The 24542-nt window shown below is 45.0% G+C and carries 21 protein-coding genes and 1 pseudogene; 17 read left to right on the top strand and 5 right to left on the bottom strand.

What is annotated here, in order from left to right; all coding sequences use genetic code 11:
- Positions 1–141: 141 nt before the first annotated feature.
- The 3 genes from LKE40_11355 to aroA form a co-directional block, all read right to left on the bottom strand.
- A complete protein-coding gene (locus LKE40_11355) occupies positions 142–2022 on the bottom strand; it encodes a TRAP transporter permease (protein ID MCH3918024.1) in 1881 nt (626 codons plus the stop codon).
- 67 nt (positions 2023–2089) lie between these two features.
- Complete coding sequence (locus LKE40_11350; protein ID MCH3918023.1) at positions 2090–3100, bottom strand: TAXI family TRAP transporter solute-binding subunit; 1011 nt, start codon at positions 3098–3100, stop codon at positions 2090–2092.
- Positions 3101–3118: 18 nt separating this feature from the next.
- On the bottom strand, positions 3119–4408 hold the full coding sequence (aroA, locus tag LKE40_11345; protein MCH3918022.1) for a 3-phosphoshikimate 1-carboxyvinyltransferase: 1290 nt from the start codon (positions 4406–4408) through the stop codon (positions 3119–3121).
- Between the two features lie 286 nt (positions 4409–4694).
- Here aroA and LKE40_11340 point away from each other — a divergent pair, with 286 nt between their 5' ends.
- Positions 4695–5720 carry a LacI family transcriptional regulator gene (locus tag LKE40_11340; protein ID MCH3918021.1) on the top strand — a complete coding sequence of 342 codons (1026 nt, stop codon included), beginning with the start codon at positions 4695–4697 and terminating at the stop codon, positions 5718–5720.
- A gap of 292 nt (positions 5721–6012) precedes the next feature.
- Here LKE40_11340 and LKE40_11335 read toward each other — a convergent pair whose 3' ends face one another.
- Positions 6013–6291, bottom strand: a complete 279-nt coding sequence (locus LKE40_11335) for a hypothetical protein (GenBank protein ID MCH3918020.1) — start codon at positions 6289–6291, stop codon at positions 6013–6015.
- A gap of 190 nt (positions 6292–6481) precedes the next feature.
- On the opposite strand from LKE40_11335, the gene LKE40_11330 reads away from it, so the two are divergent.
- The 9 genes from LKE40_11330 to LKE40_11290 all read left to right on the top strand — a co-directional run bounded on the left by LKE40_11330 (position 6482) and on the right by LKE40_11290 (position 16658).
- Positions 6482–7162 carry a SatD family protein gene (locus tag LKE40_11330; GenBank protein ID MCH3918019.1) on the top strand — a complete coding sequence of 227 codons (681 nt, stop codon included), beginning with the start codon at positions 6482–6484 and terminating at the stop codon, positions 7160–7162.
- The gene (locus LKE40_11325) at positions 7119–7886 is read left to right on the top strand and encodes a DUF3307 domain-containing protein (protein MCH3918018.1); all 768 of its coding nucleotides are present in this window, start codon (positions 7119–7121) and stop codon (positions 7884–7886) included. Before LKE40_11330 ends, LKE40_11325 begins: the two co-directional genes overlap by 44 nt.
- Positions 7887–8095: 209 nt before the next feature.
- On the top strand, positions 8096–9097 hold the full coding sequence (locus LKE40_11320) for a LacI family transcriptional regulator (protein ID MCH3918017.1): 1002 nt from the start codon (positions 8096–8098) through the stop codon (positions 9095–9097).
- Between the two features lie 149 nt (positions 9098–9246).
- Entirely contained in the window at positions 9247–10635 is a 1389-nt protein-coding gene (locus LKE40_11315; GenBank protein MCH3918016.1) for an extracellular solute-binding protein, read from the top strand.
- A 99-nt stretch (positions 10636–10734) separates the two neighbouring features.
- A complete protein-coding gene (locus LKE40_11310; protein ID MCH3918015.1) occupies positions 10735–11610 on the top strand; it encodes a sugar ABC transporter permease in 876 nt (291 codons plus the stop codon).
- Positions 11604–12575: a carbohydrate ABC transporter permease gene (locus LKE40_11305; protein ID MCH3918014.1), complete on the top strand. Its 972-nt coding sequence runs from the start codon at positions 11604–11606 to the stop codon at positions 12573–12575. The genes LKE40_11310 and LKE40_11305 overlap by 7 nt, the downstream gene beginning before the upstream one ends.
- Positions 12576–12577: 2 nt before the next feature.
- Positions 12578–14257 (top strand): sugar phosphorylase, encoded by a 1680-nt coding sequence (locus LKE40_11300; GenBank protein MCH3918013.1) that lies wholly within the window; start codon positions 12578–12580, stop codon positions 14255–14257.
- A 4-nt stretch (positions 14258–14261) separates the two neighbouring features.
- Positions 14262–15620, top strand: a complete 1359-nt coding sequence (locus LKE40_11295; protein ID MCH3918012.1) for a glycosyltransferase family 4 protein — start codon at positions 14262–14264, stop codon at positions 15618–15620.
- A gap of 105 nt (positions 15621–15725) precedes the next feature.
- Complete coding sequence (locus tag LKE40_11290) at positions 15726–16658, top strand: phosphatase PAP2 family protein (protein MCH3918011.1); 933 nt, start codon at positions 15726–15728, stop codon at positions 16656–16658.
- A gap of 133 nt (positions 16659–16791) precedes the next feature.
- On the opposite strand, the gene LKE40_11285 is transcribed toward LKE40_11290, so the two are convergent.
- Complete coding sequence (locus LKE40_11285; GenBank protein ID MCH3918010.1) at positions 16792–17670, bottom strand: MFS transporter; 879 nt, start codon at positions 17668–17670, stop codon at positions 16792–16794.
- A 491-nt stretch (positions 17671–18161) separates the two neighbouring features.
- On the opposite strand from LKE40_11285, the gene LKE40_11280 reads away from it, so the two are divergent.
- The 7 genes and pseudogenes from LKE40_11280 to LKE40_11250 all read left to right on the top strand — a co-directional run bounded on the left by LKE40_11280 (position 18162) and on the right by LKE40_11250 (position 24397).
- Entirely contained in the window at positions 18162–19016 is an 855-nt protein-coding gene (locus LKE40_11280) for a MetQ/NlpA family ABC transporter substrate-binding protein (GenBank protein ID MCH3918009.1), read from the top strand.
- Positions 19017–19063: 47 nt separating this feature from the next.
- A complete protein-coding gene (locus tag LKE40_11275) occupies positions 19064–20089 on the top strand; it encodes an ATP-binding cassette domain-containing protein (protein MCH3918008.1) in 1026 nt (341 codons plus the stop codon).
- Positions 20082–20744: an ABC transporter permease gene (locus LKE40_11270; GenBank protein MCH3918007.1), complete on the top strand. Its 663-nt coding sequence runs from the start codon at positions 20082–20084 to the stop codon at positions 20742–20744. The genes LKE40_11275 and LKE40_11270 overlap by 8 nt, the downstream gene beginning before the upstream one ends.
- A 77-nt stretch (positions 20745–20821) precedes the next feature.
- On the top strand, positions 20822–21904 hold the full coding sequence (locus LKE40_11265) for an oxidoreductase (protein ID MCH3918006.1): 1083 nt from the start codon (positions 20822–20824) through the stop codon (positions 21902–21904).
- A gap of 14 nt (positions 21905–21918) precedes the next feature.
- Positions 21919–23097, top strand: coding sequence for a pyridoxal phosphate-dependent aminotransferase (locus LKE40_11260; GenBank protein MCH3918005.1), 1179 nt, complete (start codon positions 21919–21921; stop codon positions 23095–23097).
- A gap of 372 nt (positions 23098–23469) precedes the next feature.
- Entirely contained in the window at positions 23470–24009 is a 540-nt protein-coding gene (locus LKE40_11255) for a class I SAM-dependent methyltransferase (GenBank protein MCH3918004.1), read from the top strand.
- A 301-nt stretch (positions 24010–24310) separates the two neighbouring features.
- A pseudogene (locus LKE40_11250) lies at positions 24311–24397 on the top strand (GNAT family N-acetyltransferase).
- The last annotated feature ends 145 nt before the right edge of the window (positions 24398–24542 follow it).

Raw genomic sequence — 24542 nt, 5'->3', positions numbered from 1 at the left:
ATAAGATGACTATAAGTTATAGATATCAATTATACTTATTTTACATAGCCACAAATAAAAAAGACAGGCCGATGAAAACCTGTCTTATATGTACAGAAAGTTATAGCTTTTGATTAAATCCAGTTATACTTTACGCCATTGCTACATCTGTTTTTTTGACCTGGATACCAAGAATATTACCAGTACAACTGCAAAGGATACAGTTATAACATGCAACACTGTACTGGGAACCAACAAAAGTACACCAAGACATAGTGCAACTACACGCAAAGACATCGGTACGGTTTTCCCAAACCAACCCTCAAAACCTATAGCCATGAGGATAACAGACAATACCGCAATGGTAATTGCAAGCAAAACACCAGTTACTGTAGCATCAACAATCAACAATCCCGGATAGAAAACAAAAAGATACGGAATTATAAAGCCGGCAATTCCGAGCTTGAAAGCCTGCAATCCGGTTCTCATTGCATCTGAGTTTGCAATACCACTTGCTGCATATGCGCTGATTGCTACTGGCGGCGTAATAAAAGAAATTATAGCAAAATAAAAGACAAACAGGTTGGTAGCCAGATCAGGAATACCCGCTTTCAACAATGCCGGTGCAGCGACAGTAGCCGCAATGACATACGCAGCCGTAGAAGGCAAACCCATACCAAGAATGATACAGGCAACCATCGTCATCAATAGCATGAGAAACAAGTTGCCATGTGAGACCTCAAATACAATTTCTGCAAACCGGACTCCAAGTCCTGTCATACTCACAATACCGATTACAATACCGGCAGAAGCACATGCCATAGCTACTGGAACTGCGGATCTTGCGGCACCTAATGCTACAGCCTTGAATTCTTTCCAAGGAAACCTATGCTCTACAACAGAAGTTTTTGTAATACCAATGGCAAGAATTGATAAAATGGCAAAGAAACCTGAATAACTAGCTGAAAGTTTCAATGCAAGCAAACAGCAAATAAGAATAATAATAGGAATTAGATAATAATATCCCTGTCGCAATATTACTCGTGCTTTCTTGAGCTTTTCGGCACTTTCAGGTTGCATCCCCAGTTTACCAGCCTCAAGATATACTGCAAGTCCCAAAGAAATATAGTAAAGCAATCCAGGAATCAAAGCAGCAAGTATAATAGTTGAATAAGGGATTCCCGTAAGATCTGCCATAACGAATGCAGCAACTCCCATAACAGGAGGAAGGATCTGCCCCCCTGTAGAAGCAACAGCTTCTACAGCTCCTGCATATTCGTTGGAATAACCGATCTTTTTCATCAGAGGAATCGTAAAGGTACCTGTTGTCACTACATTTGCCACAGCACTTCCGTTTATCGACCCCATCATTGCACTGGACAGGACCGAAGCTTCTGCAGGACCTCCCCGCATCCGACCAGTCAAGGCATAGGCAATATCAATAAAAAACTTTCCTGCACCGAATTTATCCAACAGCTCGCCGAAAATAATATAGAGAACTACAAACGACACAGAAGCACCGATGGGAATACCAAAAATCCCTTCGGTCGTCCAACTTATATAATTGGAAATATACGGAATATCGTATCCTCTATGGGCAACGATTTCGGGTAAGTAAGGTCCTACGAAAGCATATATGATAAAAATAACAGCCAATATCGGCAATGCCAATCCAATGGTTTCCCTCGATATTTCAAGTACCATCAAAATCAACAAAACACCCATGGCGACATCAAATTGAGAAATACCCCAAACACCTTTTTCCCTGATTGCATCCGGAGCAGCCCCTTTCATGTAATAGAAAGTGGCAAAGGCAATTATACAAAGTATAAGAAATAATACGGCTTTTTGCCATTTTGCTTTCGTATCTCGCAGTTTAAACAGATACCAGACCAATGCAAGGGAAAATACATGGATAATCCTGCATTGCATCATGCTTACGGAAGTTGAGACAGTAATAAAAATATGGAAAAAACAGATGAATGCCGATACTGCCAATATCAGGCAATCAACTAACGTATATTCTGCATAGGACTTATCCATGATTTCTCCAACGGGATCCTCTGTCCAGACAGAAACCCCAAATAAATTTTAGTTATGAAAAGGATAATCAATTCTGTGGAATCAAAGATGGATCAATTTCCACACCTTTTTCCTTAAAGTATCTGACTGCACCCGGATGCATCACGATAGGAATACCATCAGTAGCAGTTGCAAACACTGCCTGAGTTGAAACAGACTTTGCAACTCCAGACCATTCACTTCGGTTATCCCATATTGCCTTGACAATCTGATAGACCTGTTCATCACTCAACCCGGATTTCGTGGAAGTACACATAGTAATACGGCTTGTCGGTACCGTAATCGCTTCATTGACACCGTCATAGAATCCAGCAGGAATCGTATAAGGTTTCCAGAAAAAGAATTCCTTATAGAAAGCTGGATCATCAAAGGAAAACATCTTCACCTTTGCACTGGTTGTCAGGTCTACCAGAGGTGCTGACTTGAGAGGATGAGTGCAGATAAATGCATCAATCCTGCCATCTTTCAGAGCTGACACAGCATCAGATTCAGAAATAAACTGTGGCTTGATATCATCATAGGTCAGTCCATAATAGTTCAGAATCATTCTGACACACATTTCACCTCCACTTCCGGCAGCAGAACATCCAACGACCTTACCCTTGAAATCTGCTATACTGTTTATACCACTGCCGGCAAGGGCAAAAGCCTGAATATAGCTGGTAATCGTGCTGAAAAGTGCTCTGAGATCGGTAGCCTGATGTCCCTTGAAGTCACCAAGGCCATTGTATGCCAAATATGCTATTTCACTTTGAGAAATACCCATTGCAAGTTTACCGTTTGTGAGGTTACGGATATTCTCTACAGAAGCTGCAGTTGCTTCACCGGTACAAGCGATGCCATCGACATGGTCAGTAATAGTCTTTGCCATGCCTACTCCCATTGGGTAGAGAGAGCCGGCAGTCCCTGCTGTTCCTATGGAAATCCTTTTTATGGACGGAGCTCCTCCGGCAGCCTTTGCCTCAGAAGCACCATTGGCAAAAGAAGCTGTCAATGCAACACACCCGATACATAAGATAGCCAAAATTTTTCTAAACATTTTTTCCTCCTTGTGATTTTACTTTATGCTTGTTATGTCAAAACCAATTTGGTTCATCGACTCCTTGAAACGCGGATAAGATACGGCTGAATATTCGCCATCAGAAATTCTTGTAATACCATCAGCAAGCAAACCAGCAACGGAAGTTGCCATCACGATTCTATGGTCATGGTGCCCGTCAATGGTTGCACATTTAAGCATTGAATGGTAGATAATCATGGAATTATCATCCATCTCTATCCTTGCCCCCATCTTTTTTAATTCCTCAGCAATTGATTTTGCTCTGTCGGTTTCCTTCAGATGGCAAGCTTCAATATTCTTGAGAATGGTTTTACCTTTTGCAGCACAGCCAAGTACAGCAAGAATAGGAACAGCATCAGGAGTACCGCTACAGTCAATTTCAATACCATGCAGGTCATCACTCCCTTCGACGACGATACCTCCGCGTCCATGTTCAATCACTGTTACAGAAGCACCCATTTGTTTCAAGATATCGACAAAGGCTTTTTCACCTGCAAAATCTTCAGTATCCAAACCGAGGAACTTGACCTTTGAACCTTTTGTTATTGCCGCAGCAATCATAGGGTAACCACTTGAACCCCAGTCACCAGGCAACGTATATTCAAAAGGTTTGAACTGCTGATTGCCTTTTACAAAGAAGTCAACATAATTATGATTTTCAATTTTGATTCCAGCCAGTTCCAGCATACCGATAGTCATATCTACATACGGTTTTTCAAGTAAATTGGTCTCATGGATGACTGTATCTTTTTTTGCAAGACTACAGGCACAAAGGAATGGTGTCATCCATTGTGAGTTAACACCAGGCATGCTGAATTCTCCTCCTTTGATCGGTCCCTTGACGACAATGGGAGCAGTTCCCGTTTCCCTTGTTGAAAAGGCTTTGCCACCCATTGCATTGATAGCATCAATCATCGGCTGTGCAGGCCGATAGCATATCTGATAGTCTCCGGTCAGTACACTGCAACCATCTATCAATGAGCAGACAGCAAGAGCAAAATAGAATCCTGTTCCTGAATTCTCAGCATCCAACACGCAGGCAGGTACCTGAGGCTTCCCAGCAAAACCATCAATTGTCCATAGACTATCGTCTGAAGTATCAATTTTCGCACCTAAGGCCGACATCATCTTGACGATAGAATAACTATCCAGATTAGTCAGTGGATTGTGCAACACAGACCGACCATCGGCCAGACTGCCGAAAACAATCGCTCGTGCCGTTCCCGACTTGTTCCCTGGAATTCGTAGTTCGCCAGATAACGTTGAAGGTTTGATTTGGTATATCATGCTTATCTCCCAAATGTTCTAAGTATAAAATGATAAACGTTTAAAATTATTTCAGTCCATCATTATACAACACATCAGCGCTTTGTCAAGAAATTTATTTACTTATATATAAAGTAAATAATAAAATTTATTAAAATTTAATCTTAATCTATAGTATAAAAAGATATATTTTTATCTCTTTTATTTACCAAATAAATATCATCGTTTTAATATTCTTCTTGCCGTTTTTTCCATTCGGTTGTATACTTCATCCATGAACCGATATTCATTGAAAGACATTTCAAAAATGAGTGGCATTTCTGTCCCTACGATTTCCAGATACCTCAACGGACAGTCAGTCAAGCCGTCCACTGAACAGAAAATTAAAAAAGTTCTGGAAACTTCAGGCTACACGCCGAATGCTGCTGCAAGATTCATGAAGGGAAGTTCAACAGGGATAATAGGCCTCATCCTACCGGAAATAGCCCATCATTTTTTCTCAATCATAGCAGAAGGTGTAATTTCAGAAGCAAGAAATAACCATCAATTGGTTATCCTCGGGTCAAGTTATGGCACTTTGGAAAATGAAGCAAGAACAATCAACAGGTTTTCAAGTTCTATTCTTGATGGGTTGATCTACATACCAATTGCGAAAGCAGAAAATATTCCAGAAATTGAGAAATTCAGGGACTTGCCTCTTGTAGTTGCAGCCCGCAGGAACTTGATTGCAGATATTCCCCATGTATATCATGATGGTGAAAAGGGCGGCTACCTTGCAACCAAGTACCTGATTTCCCTCGGTCGGACAAGAATCGCCTTTATTGCAAGCTTTTGGGAAGCTCCATGTAAGAAAGAAGATCTCTTGCTTTTTGTTGCAGATAAAAACAACTATCAATTCTCTTCCCTGGAAAGGTTCAAAGGTTACTTGAAAGCACTTAAGGAAGCAGACCTTCCTTTCGATCCAAGTCTTGTATATCTTACCAATTATGATTTCGTCGATGGGGAAAAAGTCGCAAAGGAACTGATTGAAGGTTTTACGGGCTGCGATGGAATCATTGCCATGACCCACACCGTTGCAGAAGGACTTTCTTTCCAGCTGGGCAACCAAGGTATACGCGTTCCCAACGACATATCCATTGTAGTCTTTGAATCAGAAATGGTCCATTCAGAATATTACACCTACATCAACCTGCACCTTTTTGAAATGGGTCAGATTGCCGTACGACTCCTGAACAAGAAAATCAACAGGCAACCCGTTTCCGATATTTGCCTGGACGTCAATCTGATAATTCAGAAATCTACCGTAGCAAAACGAAAAAAACGAATCACCTAGTGCAATTCAGATAGGGATACTGACAAATATAAGTTAATTAGTAAAAAAACAAAAGCCGTAAGCATCGTAAACATAGCAGGAAGTGCAGCAGGCAACCTTGTAGCCCATCCCCTGCCAGGATAGCAAAAGTGCTGATAATCACCTCCTTTGCTGCAAACTCTGTCAAAAGAGTCACAGAAGCCCGCCAATCACTGAAACCCAACGAAATGAAAAGCAATGAAATCACACACCCTAGGGAAGCAAGCATGATCTGAGAGCTATCAGCCACAGGATGTAAACCGATATACATAAGTCAGCCAGCAGACGATGTACTTAGCTTGCCTAGGCCAGCAGCCAGAAGATGGCTAAGCGAACTTCCTATAACATCGGACGTAAGCCAGAAGGTAAAAGCCATATTACAAATGAACAAAGAGATTACAAGACACCTGTCCGCAAGTGCCTTATCAAACTTTATGCTCCGCCTGAGCTGTTTGATTTCTTTCGGCTTGATAAGCGCAGCAGCAAGGACAAATGTTTTTGTAATATAGGGCAACAGTTTTTCCGAGGCCTTTGCCCGCAAAGACAATTCCATAGTCCAATGGCATTTCTTTTTCAAGTCAGCATATTCACTGCTAAACGAATTAATATAACAGACAAACTCTTACTCCAAAACCAACTGAAAATAAGTTTAAAATTATGTATAAAATATGTTTATAGCAAAAAACATGAATAAATTTGACTTATGCAATTTTCAGTTCTATACTTGTGGGCAGAGGTATGACATGAAACAGTATATTGCACTCATCGGCGACATGATTGATTCCAGGAGTCTTGCCAACAGAAGCATCATACAGAAGAAATTCAAGCAAGTACTTGAAGACATCAACAGTACCTACAGTGACCAGCTTGCTTCTCCTTTCATGGTAACCATAGGAGATGAATTCCAAGGACTGCTTGCCATACCCGACCATGTACTTGCAATCATAGAAACCATAGCCGAGCAAATGTTCCCTATTCGGTTCAGATTCGGAATAGGAATCGGTGAAATAACCACAGAAATAGATAAGACCATGCCTCTTGGTGCAGATGGTCCGGCCTATTACAGAGCCAGGAATTGTATCACGGACCTGCATGACAGAGAGAGAAGAAACGGAAAGGCCATTGCATCAATGCAGATAAAAAGCAACAGGAAACACCAAGACAGCATGATAAATGCCGTATTTCTGCTCATGATTGCATTGAAATCCCACTGGACCTATCGACAGAGAGAAATAGTTGCAAGATTCAGGCAACTGGGTAAAAGCCAGCAGGATACGGCAAAAGAGCTCAAGATATCCCAGCCTTCTGTCAGTAAGACAGTAAAGGCAGCTGATTATTTTGCTTATCTTGAAGCAATGGAAGCTGCCCAGCAAAGCATTGATGACATTTTCCTGCAGGGCCAAGGTCAAGGCAATGTTTACTGAAAGCTTCGTCTTTCTTTTCCTCTTGCATCTGCTGGGAGACTTTTACCTGCAGACACAAAGCCTGGCAGCACGCAAGCAAAAGGATTTTTCTGCCGTACTGCTGCACTGCGGCATCTACGGTATTTGCTGCCTTCTAGTCCCTCTCACCTATGGAATACAGGCTTTTGACATCTTCATGGCAATGGTAATCAGCCATGCTGCCATAGACATCACCAAGTTCTTCTTATTAAAGGACCATAGTAAAGATACTTCCCGCCCATTCATCATCGACCAATTGCTGCACATAGCCATTATTGCAGTCTGTGCTGGTTTTCTTTCAATGCAGCTGCCAAAATCCTACGTCAGCAACGCAGCAATCTTACTGGAAAAAGAAGATATCAACCCTTCCATACTGCTGAAAGGCTGTACCATGGTTTTTTTCTTGGCAAAACCCTGCAATATCCTGCTGAAATATCTACTCTCGGACTATCGTCCCGCTGGAAACGAAATTGCAAAGCTCGGCATACAGCATACGGGAGCCTCTATCGGTACAGTTGAGCGGTTGCTCATATTCCTGCTGATCTACATGAATCAGTATGCAGCAATAGGATTGGTGCTTACAGCAAAGTCAATTGCAAGGTTTGACAGAATTACAAAGGATCAGGTTTTTGCTGAGTATTATCTGCTGGGTACATTGCTGTCAGCTTGTATTGCAATCTTCTCATATCTGCTGATTTTCAGATAGCCACAAGTCCCCTCATCCGTCAGATCCTGCAAAAAAAATACTAGGCCAAGAGATATATTTTTCTCCAACAGCACCATCAGAAAAGAGAAAATTCAAACAGAACAAATTCTGAAATAATTCATAATTATCTATGAAATATTTCAGTTAAATATCTAAAAATTGTGAAATTTTTTCTTGACAGACTGAAATACCCATACTAGGATGTAGCTATGGAAAAGGAACAGAAACTGACATCGAAGCAACTGGCAGCAAAAACAGGCGTAAGTGCAAGCACCATTTCACGGGTGCTCAACCATCCTGAATTGGTCAAGGCCGAGACAAGGGAAGAAATAATTTCCAGGCTGAAATCAATAGGCTACAGGATCCCTGACAATAAGAAAAAGCAGCAGATGATCATCGGCCTTACCCTTTCTGATCCAACTTCCATATTTTCCATGTCGCTGACCTCTACCATTTCATCCTTATTGGCTGATACGCCTTATCAGCTACTGGTCTTTGACATCAAGGAACGTCAGAACATCAAGACTTACTTTTCAAAACATCCTGATTTTCTCAGCAAGGTCGATGGACTTGTGGTGGCATCTGCTGTGGTAGATGACGAAGCCAGCCAGTTCTGTGAAAGCTTCGGCATTCCCCTTGCCTTGCTGCAGACTCGCTGCGAGGGCGAGTTCAGCGTTCACAACAACAATTTCCAAGGATGCCAGGATGCAGCAAGGTACATGATCAGCCGAAGTTACAGCAACATTGCATTTGTCGGCTGGGAACCGGCAGACGAACATATTGAGCAAAGGTACATGGGATTTTCTGCTGCACTGGCTGCTGAAGGACACCCGATGCAGGAATGTTATCATTTGACAGCTCCCCTGTCACGCAAGGGAGGCTTTGCAGCTACTGAACAACTGATGGCCCTTCCGACACCACCGCAGGCAATTTTCTTCGGCTGTGATGATATGGCAGCCGGAGGATATAAATATCTTAAGCAACACGGCTTCAAGGTTCCCGAAGATATGGGAATCATGGGTTTTGATAATACAGCGGTCGCTGAGGTCCTTGACCTCACGACCATGGATCAGTCCATCGAGCTCAAATGCCAGATCGTCGTCTCCTACTTACTTGGCAGGCTGGGATACATAGACAGAAATACCTATAGCGACGTACGAAATGAAATGAGCATTACTCCCAAGTTGATCATCAGGACTTCTCTGAAATAACAGCATCGTCATCGGACAAGGTCCGACTGACATCAAGAATCTACTCCTTCAATTTATAACCAGCAGGAGACAATTGGCCCTGCACCATGGATATGCAAAGGCATTGGCATTGCCAATGATGAAAAAGGAAAGAACACAATGGAGGAATCATGAAACGTACAAGATTAATTACATTGCTGCTGATATCAGCAATGGCACCGTTTGCTCTGTTTGCAAACGGAAACAGTGAGACTGCTACATCACAACCTACGGCAGCAGCTCCGCAGGAACCGGTAACCATCGAGTACTGGACTTCACAGACACAGACGGACCGACAGGCAACCATCCAGCTTCTGATTGATACTTTTGAGGCAACAAACCCGAATATCAAGGTCAAGCTTATCGCCGTTGATGAAAACGACCTGGCGTCCCAGCTGGCTACGGCAACAAACGCCCACACTGCCCCGACCATCATCGAAGGTTCCTCAGACTCTATGGTCGCCTTCGGTGCAGACGGCCTGATGGATACCAAGGCAAATCAGGAAACCATAGATGCAATCGGAAAAGACAAGTTCTTCGATGGCGCACTGAAAATGAACGAGTCTCCTGACGGACAGCCCTATGGTGTCCCCTACCATGGCTGGCTGCAGGGCATCTGGTATCGGACCGACTGGTTCAAACAGGCAGGACTGGAACCGCCGACTACATGGGAAAACATCGAGAAAGCTGCAAAATATTTCTACAAACCTTCGGAAAACACCTATGGCATTCTCGTCGGTACAAAATCAGAAGTATTTACCGAGCAGTGTTTTACACCGATTGCCCTATCCAATGGTGCAAATATCTTCGACAGCAAGGGAAATCTTACCTTTGATACCCCCCAGATGAAGGAAGCCATCGAATACTATGCAAGGCTTGCAAAATACAACCCACCTGGGCCACAGACATGGAGAGCTCGGGACTATTATCTGCAAGGCAAGATGGCAATGTTCTTCTACTCGACCTATATCATGGATGATCTGGCAATCCAGGATGCAGCAGCATCTTCATTGACCAGTGACAACTTCAAGGATCTCCAGGGTTCCAAGTTCGATCCTGAACTTGCTTCCCATACCGGCATGGTACCGACCATTACCCATACTGATTCAGCTTCCTATGGAACCATCATTTCCCTTGGCATCCTGAAGCAAGATGATACAGCAAAGACACAGGCTGCAGAGAAATTCATACAATTCCTCTATCAGCCCAACAGCTACATCACGTTCCTGCATATGGCTCCCGGTGGCATGAATCCCGTCATAAAAGGAATTGCCGACAATCCTGAATTCCTGAACAATCCGGTACTTTCCCGCTATGGCAAAAAGTCAATCGATGATCTCATCGACGGTATGCAGGACATCAAGTCCTTCGGCATCGTCGACGGTGTAAAGATTGAAAAGGCAGCTTCCGTGACATCCCAGCAGATTATCCCGCAGATGATCTATAAGATCACACAGGAAAACATGGATGTTGACGCAGCAATGGCATGGGCTGAATCCGAAATAAAGGCAATCAACTGATCCTGCTGACATCCACGCAGAGGCAACGACAAAACAATGCAGGAGAAGAGCAGGACTCTTCTCCTGCATTTCAAAAAGACCATAACGGAGGTAAACCACATGCCGGCAGCAAAGCTCAGCCTTGAACAGAAGGATGCACGACTTGGAGTGAAACTTGTCCTGCCCTCGGTAGTGATCATCGGCATGCTGATCATCTACCCGATTTTCTACAATATCTATCTTAGTTTCTTCAATGTAAAAATTACAGGAGAAACAACCTACATAGGAACAGCAAATTACATAAAGGTGCTTACCGACCCGACATTCTGGGCATCGGTACTGACGACTTTCGTCTATGTGATAGCAACTACGGTCCTCACGACGGCAATGGGGCTGATCGTAGCCATGGTCATGAACAAGAAATTCAAAGGCCGTCCAGTAGTCCGTTCCATCATACTTTTGCCTTACATTGCGCCGGTAATCTCTACCGTATACGCCTGGCAGTTCTTCTTTGATCCGGTGAACGGCATCTTCATGCATATTGTAGTCGATGTCCTTCATCTCAGCGATACCCGTTTCAATCTCATCGGAGATCCCAAGTATGCCATTTGGGTTGCCGTCATCTTCAGTGTATGGAAGGCTTTTCCCTTTACTTACCTGATGATCCTTTCCCGGCTTCAGACCATCGACCAAAACCTCTATGAAGCCGCAGAGATAGACGGTGCAGGTGCATGGCGGAAATTCTGGTCCATTACCATACCGGAACTCTACTTCGTCATCGGGTCACTGGTCCTTCTGAGATTCATCTGGAACTTCAACAAATTCGAGGAGGTCTACCTGCTCACTGACAACGTCAAGGTCCTTTCGGTCTATACCTACTTCAAGGCTTTCACCGGAAGCATGCAGCTCGGTCAAGGATCGGCCCTGGTCGTCGTGCAGTTTGCCCTGCTCATCATCCTTATTCTCCTGTACGTAAAGAAGGTATTGAAATGGTAAAAAGTAAACATCATCGCCTCAAGGCTTTCGGCTTCTTCATACTCGTCATTTTCATTGTTCTGTTCAGCATCTTTCCATTTGTACAGATGTTGTCGACTTCGCTCAAATATTCCTGGGATTGGGGAAATCCTTCTCTCATACCGACCAAGGTAAACACTGAGTCCTATCAGGAAATCCTTGGGATCGGAAACGATTCTTCAACTGTCGAAATCCCGGATTCGGTACAGAAACTGCTTGATTCGACCCCGAACCTGACCGAGGCACAGAAAAAATCAATCTTGGCCAAGTATACTGATACCAGCGACGTATTTCCCTTTCCCCAGTACTTCGCCACTTCACTTAAGTTTTCGCTCACCGCTTCAATCTGTGCACTCATCATAGCAATCTTCGGAGCCTATTCGATCGCAAGGATGAAATACCGAGGCCGGGCATTGATCCAAAGAGGTGTACTTTTCGTCTACATGGTCGGAGGTATACTGCTGCTCATTCCCATGTATAAGATAGCTACGGCTTTGGGACTGACAGCAACCGAAGGCGGTACCATGTTCGCCTTGATAATCATATATATTGTCCAGACACTTCCTGTCTGCCTCTATATGCTAGGAAATTCTTTCCGTTCAATTCCCTTTTCGATTGAAGAGGCAGCATTCATTGAAGGCTATTCACGTTTCCAGACCATCGTCAAGATTATCATTCCCTTGTCGTTCGGAGCAATTGCAACTGTATGGGTATACTCTTTCATGATTGCATGGAACGAATACCTGTTTGCTTCCGTATTCCTCAAGTCCTTCAAGGATATGTATACGCTGCCTATCGCATTGAAAGCCTTGTTCGTTTCCAAGAACGCCATATGGGACAGAGTAAGCGCAGCATCGTTGCTGACGGCAATCCCTGTTGTCATCCTGTTCATGTTCGTCCAGAAATTCCTCTCCGGCAATGTAGCTGAGGGTGGCGTAAAGGGGTAATGATGAAAACAGACGATCATCTGATCAAGGAGGAACTGACTTTCCTCTATGGGACAGAAACTGCCGAAGCATATCTGCCCAAGGTCTTGGAAAAGGTCAGTCGCCTCCGGACCTCCCAGAAAAGCACTTCAGGAAGGAAGCGGCTCAGCGAAAAAGATTCGATACTGATTACCTATGGTGACAACATCAGAAAAAGGCATGCCTCCCATAGCCTTGTGACCTTGCACCATTTCTTATGTACATATGTAGGAAACAGCATCAGCACTGTACATATCCTCCCTTTTTTCCCGTATACCTCAGATGATGGTTTTTCCATCGTCGACTACAAGGAAGTCGACCCGAAGGTCGGCAATTGGCAGGATGTAGAAAGCCTGGGGCAGGATTATAAGCTGATGTTTGATCTTGTTGCAAACCATTGCTCAAGAAGCAGCAGATGGTTCAAGGAATATCTGGCATGCAGGCGACCCTATAGCAACTACTTCATTACCTGTGATCCGGAAGCTGATTACTGCAAGGTGTTCAGACCCAGGCTGCAACCATTGCTTACGCCTGTAGACACAACAGAGGGCAAGAAGTATGTGTGGACGACCTTTTCCAGTGACCAAATCGATTTGAACTACGCCAATCCTGATCTGCTCATGGAAATACTTGATGTCCTATGTTTCTATGCCATCAAGGGTGCTTCGATAATCAGGCTTGATGCCATTGCCTTCATCTGGAAACAGGCCGGTACCCGGTGTCTGCATCAACCGCAGGTATACAGTATCATCAGGCTGATGAGAAAGATGCTGGAAATGGGAAAGATGGATGTCAAGATAATCACTGAAACAAACGTCCCGCATAAGGAAAACATTTCCTATTTCGGCAACGGGTCGGACGAAGCTACCATGGTCTACAATTTTCCGCTGCCACCGCTTACCCTCTATACTTTCATGCGCCAGGATACGACGATATTGACCAATTGGGCTGCGACATTGGAAACACCCGGACCAGATACTGCATTCTTCAATTTCCTAGCCAGCCACGATGGTATCGGGTTGATGTCGGCACGGGGTATCATACCGAAAGAAGAAATTGTGCTGATGGCCGACAGGGTCCAGGAACAGGGCGGACATGTTTCATTCAAGGATAACGGCAACGGTACCAAAAGCGGATATGAACTGAATATCAATTTCTTCGACGCACTGAATATTGCCGGTAAAATACCAGAGGATGCTGAAATATGCAGGTTCCTTGCTTCACAGGCTATCATTCTGTCTCTGAAAGGCGTCCCCGGTATTTATATACATAGTTTGCTAGGAAACCGGAATGATACGGAAGGTGTACAGTCCACCGGTTGCTACCGATCGATCAACAGAGAAAAACTGGACTATGATAGCCTGACACAGAAACTGCAGGATGGGAGTTCCATCAATGCAAAGGTACTCAAAGGCTACAGGAAAATGCTGGATATCAGGAAGGAAGAACCCTGTTTCTCTCCTTATGCCGGCCAACAGGTACTCAAGGATATTGACAAACGGGTCTTCGCCTTGGAACGCAGCATAAACGGCAGAACTATATGCTGTCTGATAAACGTCAGCAGTACTGAAGTACAGATCGGCTACAAAGGGAAAAGGAATCTCCTTGGTTCTGTTTTCCAAGGAGTACTTGCCCCGTATCAAGTAGCATGGTTGGAGGTATAGGAAAATGAAGCTACATACCATAGCAATGATCCACTACAAGATCAAAGGAACAGACGGTGTCTCCTTGGAAATGGACAAATGGGAAAAAGCTCTCCGGGCACTGGGACATACGGTTCACCAACTTGGAGGAGAGATCGGCGACAATGGCAACATAGTCCATGAAAGCCTGCTCCACACTTCCTCCATAGCAAGGAAACTGTATGGGTTTGCTTTCTGTGCACAGCCGACCTTCAGCAATGAAGCCACATTCAGAAACGTCCTGATGGATGAAGCAGAAAAGGCTGAAAGGGTCATCGACAGATTCGTAACAGAAAAGCACATTGATATGGTCATTCCTGAAAACATCTGGTCCGTGGCAATGAATCCTGCAGTTGCCATAGCAATGGAACAGGTATGCAGGAAACGGCAGCTTACCGTCCTCGCCCAACATCATGATTTTTATTGGGAAAGGATCGGAGGCGTTCATTTCGGCTGCCGGTTCATGGAAGAAATTGCAGAAATGTACATTCCGCCCAGGGACAAAGCCTACGGACACGTAGTCATAAATCATCAGGGTCAGGCTACCTTGCTTGAAAAGACAGGGCTGCAGAGTACCATTATCCCCAATGTCTTCGATTTTGACGGAGCTCCATGGGTCCGTGACGCATTCAACATGGACTTCAGGAAAACACTCGGCATCAGTGATGATGAAGTATTGCTCCTGCAGGCTACCAGGATCGTAGAAAGAAAGGGAATAGAACTGGCAATTGACTTGGCTGCACACTTGGAAGCACACAGAACTTCATTATTGGGCAAGAAGCTCTATGATGGCAGGATATTTACAGAAAAGAGCACCTTCACTCTTGTGCTTGCAGGGTACGATGGAGACGATGGAACTGGTACGTACCTTGCAAGGCTTGAAACATATGCAAAGGAAAAAGGAGTACGCCTTATCTGCGCCCACCGGTATATCAGCCATGACAGAGGCCATGCAGACGGACACAAGGTCTACAGCCTGTGGGATACCTATGCCCATGCCGATCTCATTACCTATCCCTCATATTGGGAAGGCTGGGGCAACCAGTTCCTTGAAGGGCTTTTTGCCCGGGTACCTATGGCTGTCTTTGAGTATCCGGTATTCTGCACGGACATCCGCCCGTTTGGTTTTGACTATGCAAGCTTCGGCTCTTCTTTCCAGCGTGACGAAACACGTCAGCTTATCCATATCAATGAAAAAGCCATGGAAACTGCCTGTGAAAAATGCATATCCTATTTGTTCGACAAAGAAAAGCGGACTACATCGGTCAATACCAACTTCAACATAGGCAGCCGGCATTTTTCCATGCAGAATTTGGAGGTACTTCTGGAAGACATCATCAAGTGACATGGAAGCTAACGATACGATATCATCACATCCAAGTCATTTTAAACTGGACAAACTGAGATTGAGCATCCACAATGGAAACAAAACAGAAAACTCGGAGATGCCATGCAACAAGCAATCCTCATGTTCTTCCAGCATATCGGAAATCCTGCCCTTGATATCTTCTTTCAGGTCATTACCCTGTTCGGCGAACAGGGCATCCTTATCCTGGTAGGTATCACGGTACTGTATGCCATGGACAAGGATGAGGGATTCGCCCTCGTCACGACTATATTGGCGGCAATCCTCTCCATGGGCTGCATCAAGGCAATCGTGAAGGCTCCTAGGCCCTTCCAAGTGTTGGACAGCATCAAAGGAAAAAGACTTGCCACGGCAACCGGTTACTCCTTTCCTTCCGGACACACTACGGGAGCCTCAGTTACCTACAATTCATTGGCAAGATACATCAAGACCCAAAAGGCCTGGGTCGTTGCAAGCATCATGGTTGTCCTGGTTGCCATCAGCAGACTTTACCTAGGAGTCCATTGGCCGGTTGACGTAGCTGTAGGTTATCTCATAGGCATTGCCTGTACCTTTCTGCTGCCAGATAGGCTACTGGATCTCTGCAGGAACAAAAAGAAAAAAATCAAGTTTTCATCAATTGTGGGCAGCATACTGACTGCCGGTGCATTGGCTTTGGGATTTCTGCTGCAGGCAAAGCTGATTGAGGCTGTAGCGTTCACCGATCTTTTCAAGATCATGGCTTTCGGAGGAACAGGTTACTTGGGATTTGCCCTTGAAACCGCTTATCTGGATATAGACCTCAGAGGAACAAAAACCACCAAGGCAATCAGAATAGCATCCTGCATAACAGCAGTCATCGTCTTCTTGGCAGGCATCAAGCTGTTGCTTCCTGCAGCACTCTATATCCCTGGTGCTTTTCTTCGCTATAGCCTTTCAGGTATCTGGGTAACCTTCCTGTTTCCTCTTCTGAGTAGGAAAATCCTGTTCAGAAGTAAAAAGACGCTCCTTCAACCAAACCACAGGAACAGACCTTAGCTCCCATGTATCTGAGATAGCAGCGGGGAAATACTTATCCTGATCCATATAACACCTTATTTATATTCCGTTAAAGGAACTTTATTATTAATTACTTTATATTTTCTAAAGCAATAGCTTTATTTTCAAACTCCTATAAAACCCTATTTTTATGAAACACCAGGCAGATAACGATACGAGCCATGCCCAAGACAGCAAAGAGAAATGCAGCTCCGGTTCCTTTTCCCGTGCCGAAAGCCAATCGGAAAAGTGCAGAAGCCTTGTTTGCTGCAAAAGGTTCGAATACCTTGTCAATCAAGATGCCCCCTGACAGATAGCCGACCGGTATTGAAAAAAACTGAAAAGAATTCCTTGCAGCATAGACACGTCCATGCATATCAATGGGAATATGCAGACGAAGAACGGTTTCCATGTTGGTCTGCATGATAGGAATCAACATCCATCCCAGTATTGTTCCAAAACACCAAACAGCCGTTGTCCTTCCCAAAGCAAGAAGAAAATTCTCGGTACTCATGGGAAAAAACAGCGTCCACCAGATTACCTTGATCCTACTTTTGGGTTCCGGCAGCAATGGAGCAATGATGCTACCGAACAATGTTGCCAATCCCGTACACATAGTCACCATTCCTAAAGTTTCAGCACCCCCTCCATGCCGTGACAGCAACATAGGAGACAATGCAGTCTCATACATCGAAGCCGTCAGATTGATTGCAGCAAGAAAAAGAATCAGCAGTACCACCGTACCTATGGCTGCAAGACTGTCACAGACCAACATAGTGACCTTCTTGTTCCAGCGGTCACTCAGTGCGCCTGCAAAAAGGCTAAGCAATACATATGGTGCATAGGAACAGACGGACAGCAGGGCTGTCGAAAGCGCAGAACCGCTTTGACCATAGAGCCAGATGATCAGTGCAAAGGCTGTCATTGCACTGCCGAGTTGAGAAAAAGATTGTGTAATCCAAAGGATGAAAAAAGTTTTCAGTTCCCTCAGATCAAGACTATGTAGTTTCATTTTGACTTTGCTTCCTTATTTCATTGAGTTATACATCAGTGAAATGCAAAGTCTTCAGGACGGAATGATGTTCCGATAGCCTCCATGCAGTTCCGTCCTAATCAGACTTTGCACGGATCGCTGTCAACACAAAGCATACCATAGCCTCCTCTGCTGTCTTGACCATACAGAGGAGAAAAAAAGAACGTCAAGAACCACTGGATTTTTTTAAATCCTCTTGACACATTCTGTATAATCTGCAATTGTTACGGCAACACATCAAGCGGAAAACCGCAAAGGAGAAGGACATGAGTACATTTACCACAAGCTTCACAACCGTTTCTTCTCTTTGCATGATGATGTGCTTCTTCATGATGATGCGCTGAAAAGCGCAGTATACCCCCCATATCCACCACATCTCTATATTTTTATCGTAACAACAGTGACCCAGATATCATCCTCAGAGGATTTATCAAATGGTCATCTTCAACAATGGCATAAGGAAAAAAATCATGAAGAAAAGAACAGCCATATTCAGCATCATCTTACTGGCAATCGGCTCCCTTGCCTTTGCAAGCGGAAAAAGTGAAACACAGACAGCAACGACAAGCAAGGATATAAGGATCGGCGTAAGTCCTGGCCCTTATGGAGACATGGTCAAGCAGGCAATTGCCCCTTACTTGGAAAAACAGGGATACAAAGTTTCCGTTGTCCAGTTCTCCGATTGGGTACAGCCGGACCAAGCACTGAGTGAAGGAGAAATCGAAGCCAACCTGATGCAGCATACCATTTACCTCACAGCATTCGCAAAGGCCAACAAGCTTGACATCTCTCCGATCATCACCGTCCCGACCGCCGGAGCCGGAGTCTTCAGCAAGAAATACACCTCACTTGACCAACTTCAGGACGGGGACCAGATTGCAATTGCAAGTGATGTCACCAACCTTGCCCGCAGCCTAGGCATCCTTGCAAGATACAATGTCATTACCCTCAAGGACAACATTGACCCCACAAAGGTTTCCTTGATCGACATAGCGGAAAATCCCAAGCATCTGCAGTTCAAGACCCTGGATGGCGCTCAGATTGCCCGCAGCCTGGACAGTGTTGCCATCGGCATCGTCCCTGGGAACTATGCCATAGCTGCAGGTCTGGATTATTCAAAGGCATTGGCCATAGAAAAACTGGCAGAAGGCTACAAGAATGTCATGGCCGTCAGGACTGCAGACGTAGATTCCCCATTGGGTAAAGTACTCAAGGAAGCAATACAGTCAAAGGATTTCCATGATGCCATTACAAAGGAAGGCAGCCTGTTCAATTCCTTTGACCGCCCGCAGTGGTGGATCGATACCTACGGCGAAGGTGAATGACAATGCAGGAAAAGCAGACAACGGCTCTACCCGAAAAAGGCAGAGCCTTGGTTGAGCTCAAGGATATCTCAGTTTCCTTTGCTACTGCAGAAGGTACTGAGATACATGCCGTTTCCCGTGTTGACCTGACAGTCAGGAAAGGTGAGATATTCGGCATCGTCGGTCCAAGCGGAGCAGGTAAGAGTACGCTAGCAAGGGTCGTCAATCTCCTGCAGGCACCTACAGCGGGACATGTACTGGTTGACGGACAGGACATCACAGGGCTGCAAGGGAAACAACTGGAAGCCCTCAGGCAGAAAATCGGCATGATCTTCCAACATTTCAATCTGATCTCAGGTTCTACAGTAGAAAAGAACATTTCCTTCAACCTGCTGGCAGCAGGTTGGAAGAAAGAAGATATCCCAGGCAGAGTCAAGGAATTGCTTGACCTGGTCGGGTTGTCTGACAAACTGCATGCATATCCTTCCCAGCTTTCAGGAGGACAAAAACAACGGGTAGCCATTGCAAGGGCCCTTGCAAACAACCCGGAACTGTTGCTCTGTGACGAAGCAACAAGTGCCTTGGATCCTGAAACTACGGAAGGCATCGTTTCCATATTGCGCTCGATCAACCGCAAGATGGGCCTGACCATCATGTTCATCACCCATCAGATGGAAGTAGCAAAGAAACTGTTTGACAGGATCGCCGTCATGGACCATGGGCATATCATTGAAGTCAATGACACCTACTCGCTTTTTACTTCTCCCAGACAGACAGTTACCCAGAAAATGGTGGCAAGAGTCATCGATATCGAAGTTCCTGACGAGCTGGCAATCCCTGCAGACGGACAGCTGTTCAAGCTGACCTATGTCGGAGAAAAAGCCTTTGACCCGGTCATTGCAACCGTAGCCCAACGCTACAGCATTTCCCTTTCAATCGTGCATGGCAAGATCGAATACATCGACGGAAAACCTTTCGGTATCCTGGTAGTCTGCCTCACCGGAGCTCCTGACGCCAGAAGCCAGGCCCTCATCTACCTGAAGGAAAACACATCGTCAGTAGAACTGCTGACAAAGGAGCAATCCAATGCTTGAAGAAACCTTGGAAATCCTTCACCAATATCTTTGGAAAGCCACATATGAGACATTCCAGATGGTCATCATATCACTGCTGGCAGCCTTGGTATTCGGTACGTTGCTGGGTCTTGTGCTCTACATGACGGAGACTCCACTACTGACAAAGAACAGGACGATCAACATCATCGCGGGGGCAATAGTCAACCTTATCCGGTCGATTCCCTTCATCATCCTGCTGGTCGTGTTGATTCCTCTGACAAAACTCATTGCAGGCACGACAATCGGACCTCTTGCAGCTTCGGTTCCCCTTTCATTCTGTGCCATAGCCTTCCATGCAAGACTCATCGAAGGAGCTTTTGCAGATATAGACCGAGGAGTCATCGAGTCATCCGTCGCTACGGGAGCATCCATGAAACTCATCATTTCCCATGTCCTGCTTGTAGAGGCAAGACCTGGCATTATACGGGCAATTACCGTAACCTTAGTCAGCCTCATCGGCTATTCGGCCATGGCAGGTATCGTCGGAGGCGGAGGCATAGGAGATCTTGCAATTCAGTTCGGCTATTATCGTTATGAGACAGGCGTCATGATCGTGACAGTTGTCCTGCTTGTCATCATCGTCCAGGTCGCCCAAATCATCGGCGACAAGATTGCAGGAAAGTTCGTACACTGATACGGCATCCTGCACATATTTATAAAAAAAGAAACGTCAGCAGAATTGGCGTTTCTCCTGCTATCGGAGGCATCATCATGGAATATCCATCTATAAGGATCCAACCGGGACCGGACAACTGTTTTTCCTATGCCGGCTCATTGGAAAAACTCAACACATTCTTTACGGAAGAAGAATTGAAGAACTCATTATGGCTGCATGGCGAAAAAGCAGGAAAGGCAGCTGCCCCATACCTGCCTGAAGCATATACAGCAGAAGGGACACGCAGTCATGTAATCAAAGGCCATTGTACCCATGAAGCAGTCAATGCCCTCGCAGAAGAAGCCACAACTGCTCCAGCCATCATAGGAATCGGCGGCGGTACAGTCCTTGATACAGCAAAAGCCTTGTCAGAAAAAGCGCACAAACCATTCGTCGCCATCCCGACCATCGCAGCAACCTGTGCAGCCTGGACCCCGCTTTCCGTATGGTATTCGATGGAAGGCAAGGCTTTGGGATACGAAATCTTTTCAAAGGCAGCTTTCCTGTTGCTCATCGAACCCAGGATCATCCTCGATGCCCCACAGATGTATCTGCAAGCTGGGGTAGCCGATACCATTGCAAAATGGTACGAAGCTGATATCCTCACCAAGGGATTGGAAAACCTGCCGTTGACAGTGGAACTGGGACTTCGTACAGCCAAGATGATCGGCGAAGTACTGCTGGATGAAGGTCCACAGGCTTTTGCTGCCATGAAAGCAAAAGAATTGACACCTACATTCATCAAAGTCGTCGATGCAGTCATTGCAGGAGGTGGTCTGGTCGGTGGACTTGGAGAACGTTTTACACGAGTCGCTGCTGCCCATGCCTTGCACAACGGCATGTCAGTACTTCAGGAGACACATGACAGGCTGCATGGTCTCAAGGTAGCCTATGGCACCCTTGTCCAAGCTGCATTGCTTGGAGATGATGCAGAACTGAAAAAGCTTTATGACAAATTCAAAGTCATGGGCCTGCCCACAAAATTTGCTGATCTAGGCGTTGACGCTACCGATACAAAGAAAATAGATGCAGTCATTGAAGCGACACTCGTCCCTCATGAATCAATCCACTTGCTTCCTTTTCCCGTCGACGATAAGCTAGTCAGAACAGCAATTGCAAAAGTCGAATCACTTGTATGATCGAGGAGCCTATCATGCCAGAAACAAGCAACAGAACACACGGTTTTACCGAGTCAGTCATACGCCGCATGACCCGCGTGGCAAACAGATACGGAAGCATCAATCTTTCGCAGGGCTTCCCTGATTTCGATCCTCCCATGCAACTGCAGAAAGCCCTTTCCAAGATTGCATTCAAGGGTCCCCATCAGTACGCAGTGACCTGGGGATCACAGACATTCAGGGAAGCCTTGGCAAAAAAGCAAGCATACTTCAGTGGACGGCAAGTCAATCCTGACAAGGAAATCGTAGTTACCTGCGGATCAACCGAAGCCATGATGGCTGCAATGCTTTCTGTAGTGAACCCTGGCGACAAGGTAGTTGTCTTTTCTCCCTTCTATGAAAACTATGGAGCAGATGCCATACTCAGCGGAGCAATTCCCATCTATGTGCCTCTGGTTCCTCCTCAATTCTCATTTGACAAGGAAGTACTTGCAAAGGCCTTTGAGCAGCATCCGAAGGCCCTCATTCTCTGCAACCCAAGCAACCCGACGGGAAAGGTCTTTACCCGAAGCGAACTTGACTACATTGCAGACCTTGCAAAGAAACATGATGTATGGGTAATTACAGACGAAGTATATGAACACATCGTCTACGAACCATACAAGCACATTCATTTTGCAACATTGCCTGACATGTGGGATCGGACGATCACCTGCAGTTCCCTGTCAAAAACCTACTCCATCACAGGATGGCGGCTAGGCTATGTAATCGGCCCTGAAAAGGCCATGGACAGCATCAAGAAAGTCCATGATTTCCTCACCGTCGGAGCCGCAGCACCATTGCAGGAAGCAGCAGTAGCAGGTCTGGAGCTTCCCCCTTCCTACTATACCGACCTCCTTTCGGCTTATACAAAGAAACGTGATGTCTTCCTCTCATACCTGGATCAGATACAATTGCCTTATACCCGTCCCCAGGGAGCTTACTACGTCCTGGTAGATATCAGCCAATTTGACAGCCATGATGATACGCGTTTTTGCGAGTGGCTTGCCAAGGAAGTCGGCGTAGCCGCAGTCCCTGGGTCCAGTTTCTTCAGGGAACCAGTACACAACCTCATCAGGTTCCATTTTGCAAAACAGGAAGGAACACTCCATGCTGCAGGCAAGAGATTGCTCAAGCTAAGAGATATCTGGAAAGAGAAAGGTTATACCATCTGATATTTCATGCAAGAAAAGGGGATCCGGTCCTTGCCGGATTCCTTTTTTCTCTGGCCTTGCATACCGTAACCAAATACATGCACTTACAAATCATCAATCATCAATAAGGACATAGAACAGAAAGAAAAACTGCAAAGGCTAGGTTGTCCATAAGGATGCAACCTCGAAAACTAAACACGCAGACGAAATGCGTATACCTAGGTAAATACGGCCGTCACATACAACCTTTTCCACTATCTCTATTTTCTGTTGGACAAACAGGCCCTTGACAAATTCTGTTTCGTGTAAAAAAAATAGAGTATGTTTAAAAATTTTCTATCTAATACAAGAAAGCCACAAACCTCTTTTTCCGGCAAATCCATGCTTTGGATAATGAATGTAGGACATCATAGAGGTGCCATATGGTCCTTGCAGTTTTTCCCTATCAAAAACCATGACCGTCTGCTGGATATCGGCTGTGGCGGAGGTCGGAATATCAGCATAATGGCAAAGAAAACCCAAAATACTGTTTTTGGCCTAGATTATTCGATAGCCAGCATCAACAAAGCAAAGAAATATAATAAGAAAGCAATAGCAAACGGCAGTGTAAAGATTGCCTTAGGCGATGTCTCCCAATTGCCTTTCTCTTCTGATACTTTTGATGGTGTTACAGCTTTCGAGACAGTCTATTTCTGGCCTGACCTCACCCAAAATTTTGCAGAAGTGGCCAAAGTGTTGAAAACCGGTGGACACTTCATGGTAGCAAATGAAGCCTATGCGGAAAAAGATACAAGACTATGGAAGAAATATATCGACCTACAGATATATTCGCCCACTGAAATCGCCGATACAATGGAACAAACCGGTTTCAGTTCCATAGAAACGCATATCCATGCAAATGGAAAATGGTTCGTTGTCGTCGGTACAAAGTAATATAAAAAATGTATTGTCCTTGCATACACGCCAATGCCAATGTAGAATTGATGCTGGTCTTTACAAAAAAAATTTAAGTTCCTTCTGTAGAAGATGCAATATACCGATATATCTTCCCAGAGTCGTTTCATGAAGAAAATTATCCTGCAGTATGATAAACTCTGCCGTAAATTCTTTTTCAAATACAGGAATACAATATGATTATCTGACCAGCAACAAGGTGGTAGCATGGAAACTTTACCTTTGCATTCTGATTTTATAAACTTGACCGCAGAAAACCTTTCTTATGAACATCTATGCTACTGAAAACGGATATGAACTGCTTGCACTTTCTTTTGACGGAACAACACCGAAGTTTTCACAAAATGCAAAAAAAGTGAAATTGCAACCTCGTCTTCTGATTGATTATCAGGAGCATACCCTAAACAGCAGATCAAGCACTTGCTGGCTTTGGGCACAGTCAATTCCTGATCTATCAACCAGCAGGATTACCTGATATGTTCCCCCATGTACAGGATTGCAGATGTATGGAG

This window comes from Spirochaetia bacterium (genome assembly GCA_022482625.1).
Classification (GTDB): Bacteria; Spirochaetota; Spirochaetia; order Sphaerochaetales; family Sphaerochaetaceae; genus Pleomorphochaeta.
The sequence above is the reverse complement of the archived record's forward strand: the minus strand, read 5'-3'. Positions and strand labels throughout refer to the sequence as shown.